The organism is Streptomyces sp. NPDC054863, assembly GCF_053610825.1.
In genome coordinates this window covers 18,113-36,199 of sequence record NZ_JBSGZD010000058.1, presented here as the reverse complement: position 1 = coordinate 36,199, position 18,087 = coordinate 18,113, and the positions used below count along the sequence as shown (strand labels likewise).

The window sequence follows — 18,087 nt, the reverse complement described above, 5'->3', positions numbered from 1 at the left end:
GGCGGGGTGCGGGTGTCAGCGGCGGTCACGGAGCGGCTCCGGGTCGTGGCGCAGGCGGTCGAAGACGGCCGTGCAGGACGGGGAGAAGGGGGCCTGGGCGAACAGCCCCACGCGCAGCGCGCTGTCGGGCACCGTGAAGGTCCGCACGAAGCGGGGCGCCGCGTCGGGGCCCGGCCCGTACAGGAAGGCGAGGCGCTGCCCCTCGCGCACCACGGTCAGGTCGGCGCACGGACCGTCGAGCGCCGGGCCCGCCGCCTCGTCGGACCAGGGCTGCGAGACGACGGTGACCAGCGACCAGGAGCCGGACGGGGTGCGTTCCACGCAGAACTTCGCCCATCCGGCGTCGGTGTGCAGCACGATGCCCGCGGCGTCGGCGAATCGCCCCCCGTCCGTGTCGCGCACCTCGGCGCGCACGGACAGGGTGAAGTCGCCCGTGACCTCACGGCCCAGGGAGGGCAGGCGGTCGATCTCCCGCACGCCCGGCATGCGGTAGAGGTCGGCGCCGGCCTCGGCGGTGACCACGAACCGGCCGCCGTCCGCGCCGGTCGGATGCGTCTGACCTTCGTCCGCACCGGGTGTGTACGGGCGGCCGTCGGACCAGGTCCAGCCCGTGTCCGGGGCGGTGGCGGCGGCGCTCACGCGGACATCCCGCCGTCGACGCCGAGGGCCTGCCCGGTGACCCGGCGGGCAGCCGCGAGGTAGAGGACGGCCTCCGCGATGTCCTCGGGCTGCTGGAAGGAACGCTGCGGGATCATGCCGCGCATCCGCTCCCAGCACTCGTCACGCGTCTCGCCGGGCCGGGTGAACTCGTCGAGCAGGTAGTCCCACATGGCGGTGCGGATCATGCCGGGGCAGACCGCGTTGACACGCACGCCGTTGCGGGCCTCCTCCAGGGCGAGGGAAGCGGTCAGGCCGATCACGGCGAACTTCGCCGCGCAGTAGTGCGCGACCTTCGCGAAGCCCGAACGCCCGGACACCGAGGAGAAGTTGACGATGGAGCCGCCGCCGTCGGCGCGCAGCAGCGGCAGGGCGTGCTTGGACACCAGGAACACGCCGTTGAGGTTGCCCTCGACGACCCGGTTGAACTCGGCGAGTTCCATGGTGGCTACGGGTGAGACGTGGGTGACGCCGAAGGCGTTGACGACCGTGTCGAGCCGGCCGTAGCGCTCCTCGACCTCGGCGAGCAGGGCGCGTACGGACTCCTCGTCACAGGCGTCGGCCTGGAGGGCGGTGACGTCCAGGCCCTTGGCCCGCAGTTCGTCGGCGAGCTCACCGGCCACGGTGAAACCGTCGACCTGCCGCGCGCGGTACTGGTTGTAGGAGGAGGAGAGGGTGTTGGTGTCGGCGACGACGACGCGGGCGCCGCGTACGGCGAAGGCCTCCACGACCGCGCGGCCCATGCCCTTGGCGCCGCCCACCACCAGCACCACGCGGCCCTGGTGGCCGTCGGTGTCGCCGGGTGGGGTCGGGGGTGCGGTGTGCGCCACGGTGTTCATACGGGGACGGCCTCCGGTTCGAGTGCGGGGTGCGGGGTGAGGGAGTAGGTCAGGGGCGGCAGGACGAGCGCGTCGGTCAGCCGGGGCAGGGCCCGGTAGTCGGCGAGGTTGCGCGCGGGGGCGGTGACCAGGGCACGCAGGTCGGGGCGCGGGGTGCCGGTGTCCTCCTCCAGCCTGGTGATGCGGCGCAGGACAGGGGCGTCGCGGCGCTGGAAGTAGTCGAGGAACAGCTGATGGGCGTCGGCCGTCGCGGCGGCCGGGTCGATGCCGCGCCGGGGGTTCACCACCAGCCGGGCGACCGTGTCCGCGTCATGGCCGGCAGCGGTGCCGGGCAGCGGCCCTTCGGCGCCGGTGAGCGCCCGCCAGAACGCGGGGAGTTCGAACGCTTCGGTGTCACCCAGCCGGGCCGGCTCCCAGTCCCGCGCGAGCAGCTTGGCCGTGAGGGCGTCGGTGTCGACGCGCCCGAGCGCCACCACCCGGTCCATGGAGAACGGCGTGCCGAACAGCTCCGCGGGGACGAGGTGGGATGCGGGCAGCAGCTCCACGGCGGGCCCCATGGCGGCGGCCAGCACCGGCACCCCGTGGGCGAGGGACTCGAACACGACGCGGCCGAGGCTCTCCCGGGACGCCGTCGAGGGGAACAGGGTGACGTCGACACGGTCGAAGAAGTCCGCGAGTTGGTCCGCGCCGATCAGCCCGAGCGGGGTGACGTGCGCCGCGGGTACGCCCCGCTCGGCGAGGCCGTCGAGGACGGCCTGCCGCTCCCAGCGCGGGTCGTTGGGCTTGCCCGCGTAGACCAGCCGGGCCCGGCCGCCGCTTTCGGCGTGGCAGCGGGCGAACGCCTCCAGTACCTGGTCGAAGTTCTTCGCCGTGGACAGGGCGCCCAGGTAGCCGATGCGCAGTACCGCCTCCCGTGCCGGGGCGGGGCGCGCGGCGCGGCGGGGCATCGCGTCGAGCATCGGATAGGCGACGACGGCGTCCTCGTACGGAATCCCGGGGAAGCAGCGCAGGAACACCTGGCGGGTGTACTCGCTGGGGAAGAGCACCTTGTCGCCCGGCCGGTGCAGGGGGGTGCACAGTTCCTCCTGGGCCCAGTAGCCGGACCAGAAGGTGGTGTGCACCTCGCGGACGATGCGGTGCCGGCCTCCGTTCTCCTCGCGCCACAGGTGGTAGAGGTGTGCGTAGGGGCCGTTGCCCGCGTAGACGACGTCGTCGGCGGCGGGGGTGCCCAGGGCGGCGGCGCCGCGGGTGAGGTCGTGCGGGACGGCGTCGGCGCGGGCGGTGATCAGGTCGGACATGGTGCGGTGCATGAGGATCGCGCCGTCGAGGATGCCGGAGGTGTCCTGGGGCCCGTAGTCATGGACGTGCGTCCGCATGGAGGTCACCTGCCTCGGTGCGTACGGCCCTCAGCTGGGCGGCCAGTTGGTCGGGGGCCATGCCGTGGCGGCGCAGCTGCTCCTCGTGGACGCAGGTGTCGATGTCGTTCTCGACGCCGTGCACGACCACCGGCAGCAGGTAGCGCTGGCGCAGCCAGGCGCCGAATCCGCCGTGGGCACCGTTGTACTCGACCGACACCACGCGCCGGAAGCGGCGGATGCGGTCCAGCAGGGGGCGGGTGAGCAGCGGGTTGAGGGCGGCGCAGTGCAGGTGGGGCAGGCCGGTGGCGGCCTGTTCGACGAGGGTGGTGGCGTAGCCGAAGCTGATGACCAGGGTGTCGGTGTCGTCCTCGTCCGGCGGGGTGATCCATGCACCGTCGTCCACGGCGGCCGAGCAGTCGGCCGCGGGGGCTTCGAAGCGGGCGTCGACCATGCTGAGCACGTGCACGGTCTCGGGTTCGGCCGCCAGGCGGCGGGCGACGGCGTGGAACTCGGCCTCGGTGACGGGCTCGTAGACGCGGGTGTCGATCAGCAGGGACAGCAGGTTGAAGGCGTTGGCGGCGCCGCCCCAGGCGGCCCAGTTCCGGCCGGCCAGGACCATCAGGTGGTGGACGCCGGTGGCCGCCTCGGTGAGCATGCTGAGCGAGTCCATGTAGTACATCGCGTCGGTGGCGACGACCTTGAGGTCGTCGTCGGGCAGCGCGAGGGTGAGTCCGACGCTGAGGGTCTCGGCCAGGCCGGTGTTGTCGTAGGCGACGTGGCCCGGCAGGCCGAAGCGGCCGGCCATGTCGGCGGTGAACACGGCCGCCGGGCGGCCCGACGGGGTGGCGACCGAGGCGAGCATCCGGCCGGTGGTCGCGGCGAAGGAGGGGGCCCGCGGGGTGGCGGACGCGGCCTTGAAGCTGTGGTCGGTCTTGACCGTACGGCAGACCAGCGCGGCCCGGCCGGGCCGGGCGAGGAGCTCGGCGAGGGCGTCGCGGACGGCGTCGGCGTCCTGCCCGTCGACCTCCACCACGGTGGGGAAGTAGCTGCGCAGGTAGTCCCGGTTGAGCGGTGCGTCGAGGGGTTCGATGCCGCGGTCGTTGGCGTCGACGACGAGGACGAGGTTGTCGAGGCCGGTGTCGTGGGCCCAGCGGATGCACTCGAAGGTGATGCCTTCGTGGAGCTCGCCGTCACCCGCCAGGCAGACGACCTTGCGGTCGCTGCCCTGTCGGTCCAGGTCGCGGGCGCGGCTGACGGCCTGGGCGAGACCGACGCCGAGGCTGTAGCGCATGGTGTTGGCGAAGCCCCAGTCGCGGTGCACGACCCCGGTGAGTCCGCCCCGGTGCAGGGTGGTCAGCGGCAGGAAGGGCAACTGGCCGCGCACGTAGTACTCGGCGTAGAAACTGGGGGCGATGTGGCCCCGGCCGACGATCAGGTCGGCCGGTGCGTCGCCGCCTCCGACCAGGCCGAGTTCGAAGCAGGCGTGCACGGTGGGCAGGGAGGACAGACAGCTCTGGAGGGTGCCGGAGCCGGCGATCTCGTGCATCCGGCGCAGGACCTCGCGGCTGTCGTCGTAGAGCCGCTCGGGGACGGCCGCGGCGACGGCGCTCATGACCTCCAGCGGGGAGACCGCGGTGTCCTGGAGGTCGAGTGCGGCGAGTTCCGCGCCCTCCTTCTCCACGAGGGCGGCCTCGGCGGGGGTGAGGCGGTCGCGGTGCGCCGCGCTCACTTCGGCGTAGTGGGTGACGAGGCCGTTCACACCTGGCCCCCGTACACCTTGTCCAGCGCGTCGGTGAGCTTGTCGCAGATTTCCTCGGTCTCCGCGTCCGTCGTGGTGAACGCGGGGGCCAGGGTGATCCAGTCGTCCTGGCCCCGCAGGAGCAGGCCGCGCTCCTGGCAGGCGGAGGCGACGGCGGGACCCGCCGGGGCGTCCGGGTCGTGTGGCAGGTGGCGCAGTTTGGCGCCGTACAGCAGCCCGAGGGCGCGCAGTTCGCCGCGGTCGGCGAGGGCGCGGGTGAGGCCGTCGGTGAAGGACGTGGCGAGCGCGGCGTTGCGGGTGGGGAAGTCGCCTTCGGTGTAGTGGGTGACGGCGGCCAGCCCGGCCGCGGCGGCGAGCGGGTTCGCGGCGTAGGTGTGGGAGGGCGCGAAGGCGGTGGTGCCGGAGCCCTGGGCGAGGACGCCCGCGACCTTGTCGTTGAAGAGGACGGCGGCGAGCGGTGCGTATCCGGCGGAGATGCCCTTGCCGACGCACATCAGGTCGGGGGTGACGCCGAAGGTCTGCGCGGCGAAGGGGCGTCCGGTGCGGCCGAAGCCGGTGACGATCTCGTCGAAGACGAGCAGGACGTCGTGGCGGTCGCAGATCTCGCGCAGCCGGGCGAGGTAGCCGTCGGGGGACACGGCCATGCCGCGCAGGTGGATGACGGGTTCGACGACGAGGGCGGCGACGGAGTCGGGGCCCTCGGCGAGGAGGGTGCGTTCGACGGCGTCGGCGGCGAGCCTGCCGGATTCCTCGGCGTCCACCTGGTGCACGTCGGCGAACATGTCGGGCGACCAGACGTGGACGGCGCCGGGCAGGCCGGGGCCGAAGCGGGTCACGTCGGGGCGGCCGGTGAGCGACAGGGAGCCGAAGGTGGCGCCGTGGTAGCCGTGGTAGTGGCTGAGGATCTTGTAGCGGCCGGCCCGGCCGAGCTGCCGCTGGGTGTAGCGGGCCAGCCGCATGGCCGCTTCGACGGCCTCGGAGCCGCCGTTGACCAGCTTGACGGTGTCGAGGCCTTCGGGGGCGAGCCGGGCGAGGGCGTCGGTGAGGGCGAGCGCGGCGGGGTTGGTGCCGTGCAGCGGCGGGTTGAAGGGCAGGGTCCGCAGCTGCTGGGTGACGGCGTCGAGGACGGGCTCGCAGCTGTAGCCGAAACACGTCACGAAGACGCCGGAGAGGCTGTCGATGTAGGAGCGTCCTGCGGTGTCGGTGAGCCGGATTCCCTCGGCCTTCTCGAAGAGGACGGAGTCCTGGTTGAAGGGGACCTCGAAGCAGTAGGAGGAGAGGTCTTCGGGCCAGGCGCGGCGATGGTCGGTGGTCGGCATGGTGGCACCTCGTGGGGATCGGGTGGGGCGTCGGTTCGTGGGCGTCGGTTGTCGGGGAGGGGGATCGGGGGGGCAGTACGCGGGATCAGCCGGTGAGCAGCCGGTGCACGCGCAGCCGGCGGCCGGTGTCGAGGAGTTCGAAGTAGCCGAGCCAGGCGGGGCCGAGCAGATCGCGTTCGAGGATGTCCTTGGCGATGTCGACGACGATCGGCACGGAGCGGGCGATCAACACCGGCATCAGCAGCGGCAGTTGATGGTCGACCAGCAGCCCGGAGCGGGATGCCTCGGTACGGAGGGCGGCTACGGAGGCGCCCCCGCCCGACGGTCCCTCGTCGGCCCGCCCGGCCAGCTCGGCGAGCCAGGCGAGGTCGAGGAGCCGGTCGCCGACGTGCAGGTTGTCGAAGTCGAGGACGCCGCTGACGCGTGGCGGGCGGGGGCCCTCGTCGCCCAGCAGGAAGTGATGGTGGTGCAGGTCGCCGTGGACGACGGCCCGGCGCTCCGGCGGCGGGGCGAGGGCTTCGTCGTACCGGGCGAGCAGGGGTTCGGCCGCGAGGAGGGCGGTCAGCGCCCGTTCGGCGGCGCGCCCCCAGTGGTCGGTGCGGCGGTGGGCGGCGGGCAGCAGCCGGGTGCGGGCCTCGTCGAGTGCGGCTCGCCAGTCCTCCTCGGCGACGAGAGCGGGCAGGGGGATCGGGGCCAGGTCGGCGGCCAGCGGTGCGGGCACCGCGTCGAGGGCGGCGCGCAGGGCGAGTCCGGTGCGTACCGCCGCCGCGGCCTGGGCGGGCGTGGGGCGGGCGGTGGCGGTACCGGGCAGCAGGGGCAGCACCTCGCAGTCGTGGCCGCCGCGGCTGACGTGGACCGTGCCGTGGGCCGTCGGGACCGCGGAGGCGACGGGGATGCCGTACGCGGCGCAGTGGTCGAGCACCCGCTGCTTCACCGGGGGGAACGCGGAGCCCCGTTGGGCCTCCGTGGTGAGCTGCACCTTGAACAGGTGGGGGGCGCCGCGGTGGGAGATCCGCCACAGTCCGGCGGTGTGCGACAGGGGCGGGGCCCCGTCGGGTCCGTTCAGCGGCAGCGGTGTGCACCCGCTCCACGCGGGCCCCCAGTAGCGGTGCAGCGTCTCGCCCACCCAGCGGGCGTCACCCACCACGGTGTGCCGTTCCTGGTCGGCAGTCATCGTGTCCTGGTCGGCAGGCATCGTCCGTTCACCTCTCTCCGTGGCCGGTCCGCTCCCCGGAATGCCGTGGGAGGACCGGCTCTGCGGCGTCAGATTCACCCGGCGGCGCACGGCGTCACATCACCCGCCCGGGTAGGGGCGCCGCCGAGGGCCGACCGGGTGCGGTGACGCCGGGCGCCTCGGCCCCCGGGCCCACCCGGCCGGGTGGGGTGCGGGCCCCGGGCGGGCGCCGAGCATGTGGGGCAGGACGACGACCCGAGGAGCTCGATGTGTTGGTGGACCCCCTTCCGTACGAGAGGCACGCCGGTGTGCCGGACGCGGTGGTGTTCGATCACGACGGTGTCCTGGTCGACTCCGTCGGCCCGGACCTCGAAGCCTGCCGACGGGTGTTCGCCGAGTACGGCGTGGACCTGCCCGCCGAGCGCTGGGCGAGGGAGGTGTGCGGCAACACCGGCGGCTACGAGGCACTGTTCGGACTGCTGCCCGGCGCACCGGACCCCGCACCTGCTTACGCCCGACTGCGGGAGTTGTGGCGGGAGCTGCTGGTGCCGCAGAACGTGCCGCTGATGCCTGGCGTGCGTACTCTCCTCGACCGGCTCGCCTCGCGTGGCGTCCGGCTGGCGGTGGCGTCCTCCGCGGACCGCTCGTGGGTGAGCCGCATGCTCGGCCACCACGGTCTGACCGCGTACTTCGACACGGTGGTCTGCGGTGACGACGTCGCCCGGGTCAAGCCGGCCCCCGACGTCTACCGCGAGGCCCTGGCCCGTCTGGGCGTGGCGCCGGAACGGGCCGTGGCCGTCGAGGACTCACTGACCGGCGTGGCCGCGGCCCGCGCCGCCGGCCTGCGCGTGGTGGCGGTGCCGACTCCGTACACCGTCGGCCTGGACCACGGGGCCGCGGACACGACCGTCACCGGTCTGGATCTGCTCACCGACGACCTGTTGCACCGAACCCTCCGGGAGGTCTCCCATGTCTCTGAAGTCCGCTGAACCGCTGTGCCCGGGACCGCCCGACGTGGCGGCCGTGCGCGCCCGGCTCGTGGAGTACCTGTGCGAAGCCGCCGAGGTCGAGCACTCGCTGTGCCTCCAGTACCTGTACGCGGCGTTCTCGCTGCGCGCCAACCCGCCCGAGGCCGGCCTCGACGACGTACAGATCGAGACGATCCGCGAGTGGAAGGGCCAGTTGCTGCGCCTGAGCCGGGAGGAGATGCTCCACCTGGGGCTGGTGCTCAACCTGCTCGCCGGTGTGGGCGGCGCCCCCTACCTGCAGCGCCCCGCCTTCCCGCAGCCGGAGCGCTACTACCCGCTCGGCGTCGTCTCCGCGCTCACCCCCTTCAACCGGGACGCGCTGGAGCGGTTCATCGCCTACGAGATGCCCACGGTGCTGCTCTCCAGGATCAGCGGCGGGCCCGGCGCGGCCACCGGGCAGCACGACGAACCGCAGATGACCGTGGGCATGCTGTACGAGCGCATCCGGGAACTGGTGCTCAGCGTGCCGGAGAAGGAGCTGTTCATCGGGCCTCCGCACCGGCAGATCGACACGGCGGCCGTCATCGACCCCGACCACGTCTTCGACGACGACGTCCTGGTGGGCTACGGCGTGGAGCCGTTCCCGGTGAACACGCACGCGTCGGCGATGCGTGCCATCGACCTGATCATCGAGCAGGGCGAGGGCGCGGAGGAGGACAGCGAGGACTCCCACTACGCGCGTCTGCTGCGCATCCGTGAGCAGTACGACCGTGAGCTCGCCGCCGCCGACGCCGCGGGCCTGCCGTTCGACCCGGCCCGCCCGATGCTCGACAACCCCGCGGTGCGGCGCGCGCCGGACGCCCAGGACGTCGGCCTGATCACGGACCCGCTCGCCCGGGAGGCGGCGGAGCTGTTCAACGCCGGCTACGGCCTGATGGTGCTGATGCTGTTGCGCTTCTTCGGCCAGTCGGGAGAGTCGCGGGACGAGCTGCGCGTCCTGCAGTCGGTGGTCTTCTTCCCGCTGATGACGATGTTCGTACGCCCGCTGGGCGAACTGCTGGGAGAGCTGCCGGCGTCCGCCGGTGATCCGGCGGTGACGGCGGGCCCGCCGTTCGAGTTCGGGCGCGGCATCCAGCTGATCCCCGAACGGGACGTCGCCCAGCGCGTGTTCCAGGAGCGGCTGCGCGATCTCGCGGCCCGCGCCCACCGGGTGAGCGCTCTGGCGGACGGCGGCGGTGCTCCGGACCGGGTGCTGCGCCGCCTGCTGTTCCTGGCCGAGAACGTGCAGCGGATGTCCGACCAGTACGCCCTCGACACCGAGGCCGTCGCCTCCCCCACCTGGTCCGCCCACGCCCCGTACACCCCCGTCCCCCACCCGGTCCCCGCCGAAGGAGCCACCCGTGTCGCGTGAACTGATCGTCGAGTACGGGGGCTGGTTCATCGCCCGTCTGGCCACCGATCCCGATCCCACCGACGAGCCGCGCGGCGTCAGCGGCAGCACCTTCGCGCTGGCCGGCGAACCGGACCTGGACCGGGTGATCGTCCTGAACGACCCGGACCCCGCGGTGCTGCGCAGCCACATGCCGCCGATCGGTGTGTCGGTGACCCGGGCCACCGTGGCGGGGGCCGAGGTGCCGGGCCTGGCGGGCGCGAAGGTGGACCTGCTGGGCGACCCGGTCTTCGAGAACCGCAACTTCATACTCACCTTCGCGGGGCGTGAACCGATCGTCCCCTTCCACCTGGAGATCACCGGGCCCGGAGCGCGGCTGGAGCGGGTGATGGTGATGTGGGACGAGCGTCCCGATGCCGCCGTGAACGAGATACCGCGTACGGAGCTGGAGAAGTTCGGCGGGCGCATCTTCCGCACCGATGCTCCGCTGATCCTGGCCGAGACCGGCATCACCGACCCGCACGCCAGCCGGGTCGAGCGCCGCGACCTGCTGCGCGCCGACCTCGCGGCGGAGGCGGACCCGGTGCGCAGGGCCGGCCTCGAAAAGCGCATCCGTGAGATGGAGATCGCCGTCGCCGATCCGGCCGACGAGCGGGTGGTCAACCTGACGGCGCTGGAGGAGTTCCACTTCCCGCTCACCGGCAGGTCGGTGGCCGAGGGCGACGTCCTGGACGGCCTGCCGGTCGACCACGACGCGCCGTGGACGGCGGAGTTCTGGATGGGCGGGTGGGACGCGGACCTGATGTGCGCCTATCTCAAGGGCACCCTGACGATCCCGCTGCTCTCCGCATGACCCCCGCCCAGTCCCTCCCCCGGTCCCCCATGGGCGATCCGTGGTGGCGGCAGGCCGTCTGTTACCAGGTGTACGTCCGGGCGTTCGCGGACGGCGACGGTGACGGGATCGGCGATCTGCCGGGCCTGCGGAGCCGGCTGGAGCACATCGCCCGCCTCGGCGTGGACGCGGTGTGGCTGACCCCCTTCCATCCGTCGCCGCTGGCGGACGCCGGCTACGACATCACCGACCACACGGCGGTGGCGCCGGAGCTGGGCACCCTGGACGACTGGACGGCGCTGGCCGCCCGCGCGCACGAGCTGGGGCTGCGGGTGCTGGTGGACCTGGTGCCCAACCACACCTCGGTGGCGCACCCCTGGTTCCGCGCGCTGCTGGCCGCACCGCCGGGGCCGGACGGGGACGCGGCGCGCGCGAGGTACGTGGTGCGCGCGGGCAGCGGCGCCAACGGCGAACACCCGCCGAACGACTGGCTGTCCGCGTTCGGCGGCCCGGCCTGGAGCCGGCTGCCGCAGGCCCCGGGCGGCGGGCCGGCGCTCTGGTACCTGCATCTGCACACCCCGGACCAGCCCGACCTGAACTGGCGTCACCCGCAGGTGCGGGCCGAGTTCGAGCGGATCCTGCGGTTCTGGGCGGCACGCGGTGCCGACGGGTTCCGCATCGACGTCGCGCACACGCTCGTCAAGGCCGATGGCCTGCCGGACGCGGGTCGCGGCCAGCACAGCGAGCCCTGGCGCAATCACCTGATGCCCTATCACGACCAGCCGGAACTCCAGGAGTTGTACGCGCGCTGGCGCGAGGTCGTCGACACCGCACCCGGCCCGGACGGCCGTCCGCCGCAGGGCGGCCGGCTCCTCGTCGGTGAGGCGATCCTCTTCGACCACGCGCGACTGGCCCGCTATGTGCGCCCCGGACGCCTCGGCCAGGTCTTCGACTTCACCTGGACGGAGGCGCCTTGGAACGCCGCCGCGATGCGCGAGGCGATCGAAGGGTCCACCGCGGCGACGGCCGCCGTGGGGGCGTGGTCCACCTGGACGTCCGCCAGCCACGACACGGTCCGCTCCGCGACCCGGTACGCCGACGGCGACCACGGCGACCGGGACGGCGCGGCCGGTCTGCGCCGGGCCCGCGCGGCGGCGCTGGTCACGCTGGCGCTGCCCGGTGCGGCGTACGTCTACCAGGGAGAGGAGCTGGGACTGCCCCAGGCGTGGGTGCCCGAGGACGGCCGTCGCGACCCGGTGTGGCACGCCTCAGGTGGCGCGGACGAGGGCAGGGACGGCTGCCGGGTGCCGCTGCCGTGGGCCGGGACGCGCCCGCCGTACGGGTTCAGCACGGCCGGCCCCGGACGGCTGTGGTTCCCCCAGCCCGGGAACTGGGCGCCGTACACGGTCTCTTCGCAGGAGGCCGACCCCCTTTCGACCCTCGCCCTGTACCGGGCGGCACTGATGCTGCGGCGTGCCCACCCGTCCCCGGGGCCGGCTCCGGTACGGGTCGAAGGCCCCGGCTCCGGGGCGTGGCTCGCCTTCGACCGGGCGCCCGGTCTGCGCTGCGTGGTGAACTTCGGCCCGGACCCGCTGCGCCTGGATCCGGAGGACCACGTCCTGTTGTCCAGCGGCCCATTGGACGCCGGAGCGCTTCCCCGGGACACGGCTGCGTGGCTCACCCCCGTCAACCGAGGTCACTCTGACGCCATTTGATGCCCTACACCCGATCTGTCCACCCCCCGTCTTACTGCTGCACAACTTGGTGAACAGGCCCGGCGGTGGTTTCCGGCCCTGGCGTCGAGGATTCTGAAATGGCGGAAGGGAAACGAGTGAACACATACACTCCAACCTTTCCGGCCAACCGAATTCAAGAATCCCAGGAGGAATCATGAAGGCTCTTCGCGCTACCGCCATCGCCATTCTGTGTGTCACGGCTTCGGTCGGTACGGCCGCCGGGACGGCCGCCGCCGACACCGGCAGCTCCCCCGCCCACATCACTGCCAACGCCGACCCGAAGGACGACAGCGGCTGGGGCTTCGCAGGCAAGGCCGACCCGACCGACGACAGCGGCTGGGGCTTCGCGGGCAGCGGCAAGCCGACGGAGGACAGCGGCTGGGGCCGCTCGGCCGACGCCGACCCGACGGACGACAGCGGCTGGGGCCTCGGGGGCGACGGCACGCCGACCGACGACAGCGGCTGGGGCTTCGCGGGCAAGGCCGACCCGACGGACGACAGCGGCTGGGGCCGCTCGGCGGGCTGAACTGCACGTGTTCATGCCACGCGTGGCGGGAAACGTAAAGCGAAATGCGGAAAGCAGCAATAAACGGCACCCGGCACGCCGAAAAGACGCACAGAAGGGCACACTACTCCGTGAGCAATCAATTCCAGGAAGCCGTCCGCAGGATCAGCGACCGGGAAAGAGAAGTATTGGGGCACCTTGCGCTCGGTGGCACATACGGGGAAATCGCCCGGCGCATGAATGTCAGCCCGCACACCGTCGACACCTACCTCCGCCGGATACGCGCCAAGACGGGAGCACGCAGCCGCATGCACCTCCTGCTGCTGGCCCTGTCCGCCGAAGACTCCCCCGGCCACGTGCTTGAGGACACCTCGCTCGTGGAGACGCCGCAGCTTCCGGGACTTCCCGACCGCGGCAGCAGAAGCCTCATCTGACGCGAAGCCGTCCGACTCACAGCCGTCCGACTCGAAGTCCTTCGACGCACTGCGTACCGTCACCCGTCATGACGACCCGTCAGTCCTGTTGCGCACTGCGGTCGGAACGTGCGGGGCGAGGAGGCCGGTCAGTCGACCGCCCGTGTCAGCCGTACCGTCGCCGGACGCCGCACGCAGCGCCGCGACGACCGCGACGATGTCCCCGGCGAGTCCCTCCAGGACGTCCGCCACGGCCGGAGCATTGGCGAGCAGCGCCTCGACCCGGCCGCGGGAGTCCTCCGACGCCCAGGGACGAGGGCACACACCCGTCTCGGACAGCCGCACGGCACCCGGCGGAGCCGCCTCCAAACGTGCCGCCAGCAGCGACGTCAGCACCCGGGGCGCATGAGCGACCAGGGCCACTGCCCGGTCGTGTTCGGCGGCATCCATGAGGACGGGAGTGGCACCGCATGCGGTCACCACGTCGAGTGCCGCGTTGAGCGTGTCGGTGTGCGTCTGCGGCAGCGGACTGAGGACCCACGGCCGGCCCCGGAAGAGGTCGGCCCGCGCGGTGAGCGGCCCGTCGGTCGCTCCGTCCGCCAGCGGATGGCCCCCGATGTGCCGGGCGGGGTCGCACCCCCGGGCGAGGACGTCGGCGAGGGGCCCCGCCTTCACCCCTGCCACGTCCAGCGTGTGGCGGGCCAGTCCCCTGCGCTGACATTCCCGGACCACGGCACCGACCCGGCCGGGCGGCACGGCGACCACCGCGAGATCGGCGTACCCACCGGGCGGATCCAGGGTTCCTGCCCCCAACTCGGCTGCTCTGGAGGCCACTTCGGGGTCGGTGTCGCGCAGGTGCACCCGTACGCCCGCGGCGGTGAGGGCCAGGGCCACGGACGTACCGATCGGGCCCGCGCCGATGACCAGGGCCGTACGCAGGGACAGTTGGGGCTGTACGAGCAGGACGCTCACGGTTGCTCCTCGTGGAGTGCCGGGTGGGGTGGATGCGCACGAAGCGCCGGTACGACGGGCCGCCGGCCCGGGACCGAGGCCCTCGTACGACCCCGCCCGTCGTCCGCGCCCAGCACGGCCGTCCGGTCGAAGCCGCCGGATACCGAGCCGGGCGGGGACAGGGGCATGGGAACTCCCGGTGGGCACGGCGTCCGCTGCGGGCCGGCCGGGACCGGAACCCGGAGCGGACCGGGCTCCGTGAGCATCCCGCCCCGGGGCCCGGCGTCACATCACCCGCACGGGTTGGCGGAACGGCCCGACCCCACCGCGACCGGAGCCCGTGCACACCGCTGCGCCCCGCAGCCCGTGGGCCCGACCCTCCATGCCACGCGAACACGTGACTACCCGGGCCGCGACGCGCGGGGCACAATACTTGACAGGCCGCCACGTCCTCTGGTCGGCCGTTTCCCTTCGTTCCCGGAGCGGCTGTGCCCGCCCGTCGGCGTTCCCCACCTCAACGCCGGGCCCCGGGCCGTGGCGAGATCGTACGAGATCGGAGAACCATGCCCGCAAAGATCCGCCTGAGCCGACCGCTGCAGTCCTTCGTGGAAGAGCTGGCGCTGTGTGTGGCGATCAACGGTGACGTGGGACCGAGCCTGCTGTGGCCCGACGCCGCGGAGACCCTGCCTGCCCTTCGGCGGATACCGCGCCCTCAGGAACTGGGCCCCGGGTCCGCCGTCGCGCCGGGCGGACCCGGGGCGGCGGCGCTGACGTCGGCACTGAGCGACCGGCTGGGGCTGTCCGTCACCCCGCACTTCCGTTCCCTGGCGCCCGGCTCCACCTTGACGTACGACGTGTCCGACAGCGCCGAGCGCACGGTCACCGTCCTCGAAGGGGCCTGTCGCTGCGACCTGTTACCCGCCTTACCCGTCGGCCGTACCCCGCTGCCCGCACCGCACCACCCGCTCGGCATGCGGCTGCGGTCGGGCAGCACCCTGTTCACGCCCCGGCAGCGCGTCTGCCGGCTCTCCGAGGTCCACACCCCCACCGTGCTGCTCGAACTCGTCCTGGAGGACGGGGTCCTGCAGTAGGAAGCAGGAGGGAGGGGCCGAGCACCCGGCGTTCACCACCGGAGGCCGCGCACCGGGCCCCGCCCCAGTTCCTCGGATCAGACCGACGCCGTCGGCGGCTGCGTACCCAGGTCCGTCTCGTCGTCCAGCAGCCCGGCGATGGCCACCGCGGCTCCGGCCTGGAACCGGCTCTCCGCTCCCAGTGTCTGCATGATGTCGGCGATGTGCTTGCGGGTCGTCCGCAAGGACATCCCCAGCCGCCTGGCGATCGTCTCGTCCTTCAGGCCGGTGGCCAGCAGTTGCAGGAGGGTGCGGTCCAGGTCCTTCGCCACGGCTTCCAGACCGTCGTTCGCGGCGTCGGAGAACGGTTTCGCCTGGGACCACGCCTGCTCGAACAGTTCGCAGAGGAAGTGCACGATCGACGGCTCCCGGACCACCACCGCGCCGAGCGTGCCGCGATGGTCGGGCAGGAACGCCGTCCGGCGGTCGAAAATGACCATCCGGCCGCAGAGTTGGTGCGCGGTACGGTACTGGCCGCCCAGCGCGCTCACCGTGGCCACGTAGGCCTGGCTGGGCCCGTTGAATCGCGCGGTGTGGTGGTAGAGGGTACGCATCCGCACTCCGCGTGCGAGTAATTCGCTGTCTCTCGCCAGCGCGTCCTGGAGCACCTCGGGCGTGCGGGTACCGCCCGGCTGGACCGTGATCATGTCCTCGACGCACTGTTCGGAGGCCCGGTTCAGCGCTGCCCGCACCTCGGAAAGACCGGGTATGGTCTCGACCTCGGCGCCGCCGCTCTGCTGGCCCTTCTCGTAGTCGGACGCCAGTCGCGCGAACTGGTCGCGGAAGGCCCGCAGTCGCGTCTGCTGCTCGGCGATGGTCCGCTCCAGGGGGGCGGTGGCCACGGCTGCGACCAGATGCGGGTCGACCGCCCACACCCGGCCGGGGTCCTTCTTGTCCGGCTGTGCCAGGCCGATCCGGAAGAGGAACTCCAGGGCCTGGCGGACCGTGGCCTCGCCGAGACCCACCTCGGCCGCCATGCGGGGCAGGTCGAAGTCGCGGTGCAGGGCGAGCCACCGGTAGACGGAGACCTCCTCCGCGCTGAGGGAGTCCCCGATATTGAAAACGTTGTCACCGGTCTGTTGCGTCACAACCGTCACCCCAGCCGCTGATGCGTAAAGGCCCGTGCAGCACGATCGTCGCTGTCCCCGACGCCGGCCTGCTTCCATGCAGAACAGAAAGTGAATTGACGGTGCGAACGTCCCCCCGACCCGTCGCCGCAGGTCCGGCCGCACGGTGGTCGAACGCGCGGCAGGTCACACTCGTAGGGGACCGTCAGCCACAGAGGGGGGTGCATAGAAGGGGAATCTAGCGACTTGACGTCGTTTAGTCGATCACGCATCGCCGAAAAACTTTCTCAACTTCTCCTCATTGAGCGCAACTTGACGACTACCCGTCGGTACGTTGTCCCACTCGGTCAAACACGGTCCGCCCCCCTAGACGAGCCAAAGCCCCGGGGCGTTCCACACACCGCCGAACTCCGTCGTCCCACTCGGCCGGGTGATGTGCGAGGGGCGAGCGAGCGGCATGGTCCGGTGCATGCCCGCGGTCTTCCCCGGCTCGAACCGGAGAACGGGCGCCGATCCCCCGGAGCACCCATGAATCCAGAGCCGTCACACATCGTGCACATCGACTTCGACGTCAGGCAGGAGCGGACACTCAGAACGGGACACCACCTGACGGCGCTGCTCGACGAAACCTCCGTGGCCACCCTGCCCGGCCGTGCTCGCGATCGCTTCGCCCGCATCGGTGCGCTGCACGTCGAACCGGGGACGCCTTACGACGCCTACGACGCCGCCTTCGAGCAGATGACCCGGTATGTCGAGCGGTTCTCCGCCGAGTTGGGCCCGCCCAGCGCCGTCATCGGTCTGTCCGAGGCCGCCGTGATGCCCGCGGCCCGGCTGCGCGAGCACCTCGGCCTGTCCGGGATGCATCCCCCGCAGGCCGAGCTGCTGCGCGACAAGGTCCGGATGAAGGAAGCGGTCCGCGCCGCGGGCGTCGACGTCCCGCGCTTCTGGCCGGTCGGACCGGACACGCCCCCCGAGGAGGCCGAGCGCCTGGCCGCGTTGATGCCGGACGGCGTCGTGCTCAAGCCGGTCTCCCAGTGCGTCTCCGTCGGCGTGCAGATCTTCCGCGACCCGTCGGACTTCCTCTCCCACGTGCGCGACGAAGGCATCGGCGCGGACCACGAGGTCGAGGAGTTCCTGACCGGCGACCTGTGCCACGCCGACGGTCTGGTCCGGGACGGACGACTGCTGTTCCTCAGCGCGGCGACCTACCTGGCTCCCCTGCACGACGTCCTCAACAAGGGCGGACTCCCCCTGGGTTCGGTCAGCATCGACGACCCCGTGCTGCTCGACGCCGTTCAGGAGGTGACGACGACCGTCCTGGACGCGGTGGGGCTCGAAGACGGGGTGTTCCACCTGGAGTTGTTCATCCGCCCGGACGGACGGCTGACGTTCCTGGAGATCGCCGGCCGTCCGGCGGGCGGTGGCATCCCGGACGTCGTCCAGCAGGCCTACGGCATCGATCTGGTGCAGGAGGCCGTACGGGTGTGCCTCGGTGAAGCACCGTGTTACGACGGCCCCCGCACGCTCCTCGACAGCGGGGTCGGCGCGTCCGGCTGGCTGTGGGTCATGGCCCCGGGCGAAGGAACCCTGGAGGTGCTCAAGGTCGAGGGCGCCTGTCGACTGCCCGCTTCCGTCGTCCGGAGCACCGTGCCGCGCGTCGGAGACGTTCTCGCGGTCTCCGACGACCGGCTGGCGGGCACGTTCACGTTCGTCGGCGACTCGGCCGCTTCGGTCACCGCCGACGTCCAGAGGCTGTGGTCGGCGTACTCCGTCACCTACGGCACACACGACCCACAGCTCTGAGTCGCCCGCCCGGACCGGCCGGACCCCTCCTGTGCGGTGGTGAGCCTTCCGGGTCGGAACGCTACGCACGCCTGCCATGGCATGCAATATCGCATGGAAAACTTTCGGAGCAGTCTTCAGCAGTCTGCTGCAAGTTGCTGATCGAACCCGGGACACGCACGTCGTTCACGGTGCGGTTCGTGCGGT

Annotated in this window: 16 protein-coding genes; 8 read left to right on the top strand and 8 right to left on the bottom strand. The window is 72.3% G+C overall.

The genetic code is table 11. The features are described from left to right. Positions 1–15 precede the first annotated feature (15 nt). From ACWGIG_RS14000 to ACWGIG_RS13975, 6 genes are all read right to left on the bottom strand, one after another. A complete protein-coding gene (locus ACWGIG_RS14000) occupies positions 16–639 on the bottom strand; it encodes a DUF1349 domain-containing protein (protein ID WP_453321814.1) in 624 nt (207 codons plus the stop codon). After that, positions 636–1,496 (bottom strand): SDR family NAD(P)-dependent oxidoreductase, encoded by an 861-nt coding sequence (locus tag ACWGIG_RS13995; protein WP_453321813.1) that lies wholly within the window; start codon positions 1,494–1,496, stop codon positions 636–638. The genes ACWGIG_RS14000 and ACWGIG_RS13995 overlap by 4 nt, the downstream gene beginning before the upstream one ends. Next, the gene (locus ACWGIG_RS13990) at positions 1,493–2,872 is read right to left on the bottom strand and encodes a glycosyltransferase (protein ID WP_453321812.1); all 1,380 of its coding nucleotides are present in this window, start codon (positions 2,870–2,872) and stop codon (positions 1,493–1,495) included. The genes ACWGIG_RS13995 and ACWGIG_RS13990 overlap by 4 nt, the downstream gene beginning before the upstream one ends. After that, positions 2,853–4,613 (bottom strand): 1-deoxy-D-xylulose-5-phosphate synthase N-terminal domain-containing protein, encoded by a 1,761-nt coding sequence (locus tag ACWGIG_RS13985; RefSeq protein ID WP_453321811.1) that lies wholly within the window; start codon positions 4,611–4,613, stop codon positions 2,853–2,855. Before ACWGIG_RS13985 ends, ACWGIG_RS13990 begins: the two co-directional genes overlap by 20 nt. Then, on the bottom strand, positions 4,610–5,932 hold the full coding sequence (locus tag ACWGIG_RS13980; protein WP_453321810.1) for an aminotransferase family protein: 1,323 nt from the start codon (positions 5,930–5,932) through the stop codon (positions 4,610–4,612). The genes ACWGIG_RS13985 and ACWGIG_RS13980 overlap by 4 nt, the downstream gene beginning before the upstream one ends. 85 nt (positions 5,933–6,017) lie before the next feature. Further along, positions 6,018–7,127, bottom strand: a complete 1,110-nt coding sequence (locus ACWGIG_RS13975) for a phosphotransferase enzyme family protein (protein WP_453321809.1) — start codon at positions 7,125–7,127, stop codon at positions 6,018–6,020. A gap of 248 nt (positions 7,128–7,375) precedes the next feature. Here ACWGIG_RS13975 and ACWGIG_RS13970 point away from each other — a divergent pair, with 248 nt between their 5' ends. The 6 genes from ACWGIG_RS13970 (at position 7,376) to ACWGIG_RS13945 (ending at position 12,971) form a co-directional block, all read left to right on the top strand. Further along, positions 7,376–8,095, top strand: coding sequence for an HAD family hydrolase (locus ACWGIG_RS13970; protein ID WP_453321808.1), 720 nt, complete (start codon positions 7,376–7,378; stop codon positions 8,093–8,095). Next, entirely contained in the window at positions 8,076–9,485 is a 1,410-nt protein-coding gene (locus tag ACWGIG_RS13965) for a ferritin-like domain-containing protein (protein WP_453321807.1), read from the top strand. Before ACWGIG_RS13970 ends, ACWGIG_RS13965 begins: the two co-directional genes overlap by 20 nt. After that, entirely contained in the window at positions 9,475–10,317 is an 843-nt protein-coding gene (locus tag ACWGIG_RS13960; protein WP_453321806.1) for a hypothetical protein, read from the top strand. Before ACWGIG_RS13965 ends, ACWGIG_RS13960 begins: the two co-directional genes overlap by 11 nt. Then, positions 10,314–12,011, top strand: coding sequence for an alpha-amylase family glycosyl hydrolase (locus ACWGIG_RS13955; protein WP_453321805.1), 1,698 nt, complete (start codon positions 10,314–10,316; stop codon positions 12,009–12,011). The genes ACWGIG_RS13960 and ACWGIG_RS13955 overlap by 4 nt, the downstream gene beginning before the upstream one ends. A gap of 175 nt (positions 12,012–12,186) precedes the next feature. After that, positions 12,187–12,558, top strand: a complete 372-nt coding sequence (locus tag ACWGIG_RS13950; protein ID WP_453321804.1) for a hypothetical protein — start codon at positions 12,187–12,189, stop codon at positions 12,556–12,558. A 44-nt stretch (positions 12,559–12,602) separates the two neighbouring features. Continuing rightward, positions 12,603–12,971, top strand: coding sequence for a response regulator transcription factor (locus tag ACWGIG_RS13945; RefSeq protein ID WP_453321803.1), 369 nt, complete (start codon positions 12,603–12,605; stop codon positions 12,969–12,971). 66 nt (positions 12,972–13,037) lie between these two features. Here the strand turns inward: ACWGIG_RS13945 and ACWGIG_RS13940 are convergent, their stop codons facing one another. Then, positions 13,038–13,922, bottom strand: coding sequence for a prephenate dehydrogenase/arogenate dehydrogenase family protein (locus ACWGIG_RS13940; protein ID WP_453321802.1), 885 nt, complete (start codon positions 13,920–13,922; stop codon positions 13,038–13,040). Between the two features lie 542 nt (positions 13,923–14,464). On the opposite strand from ACWGIG_RS13940, the gene ACWGIG_RS13935 reads away from it, so the two are divergent. Further along, entirely contained in the window at positions 14,465–14,992 is a 528-nt protein-coding gene (locus tag ACWGIG_RS13935; protein WP_453321801.1) for a hypothetical protein, read from the top strand. Positions 14,993–15,069: 77 nt separating this feature from the next. Here the strand turns inward: ACWGIG_RS13935 and ACWGIG_RS13930 are convergent, their stop codons facing one another. Further along, positions 15,070–16,119 carry a helix-turn-helix transcriptional regulator gene (locus ACWGIG_RS13930; RefSeq protein WP_453321800.1) on the bottom strand — a complete coding sequence of 350 codons (1,050 nt, stop codon included), beginning with the start codon at positions 16,117–16,119 and terminating at the stop codon, positions 15,070–15,072. Between the two features lie 507 nt (positions 16,120–16,626). Here ACWGIG_RS13930 and ACWGIG_RS13925 point away from each other — a divergent pair. Further along, a complete protein-coding gene (locus ACWGIG_RS13925) occupies positions 16,627–17,901 on the top strand; it encodes an ATP-grasp domain-containing protein (RefSeq protein WP_453321799.1) in 1,275 nt (424 codons plus the stop codon). The last annotated feature ends 186 nt before the right edge of the window (positions 17,902–18,087 follow it).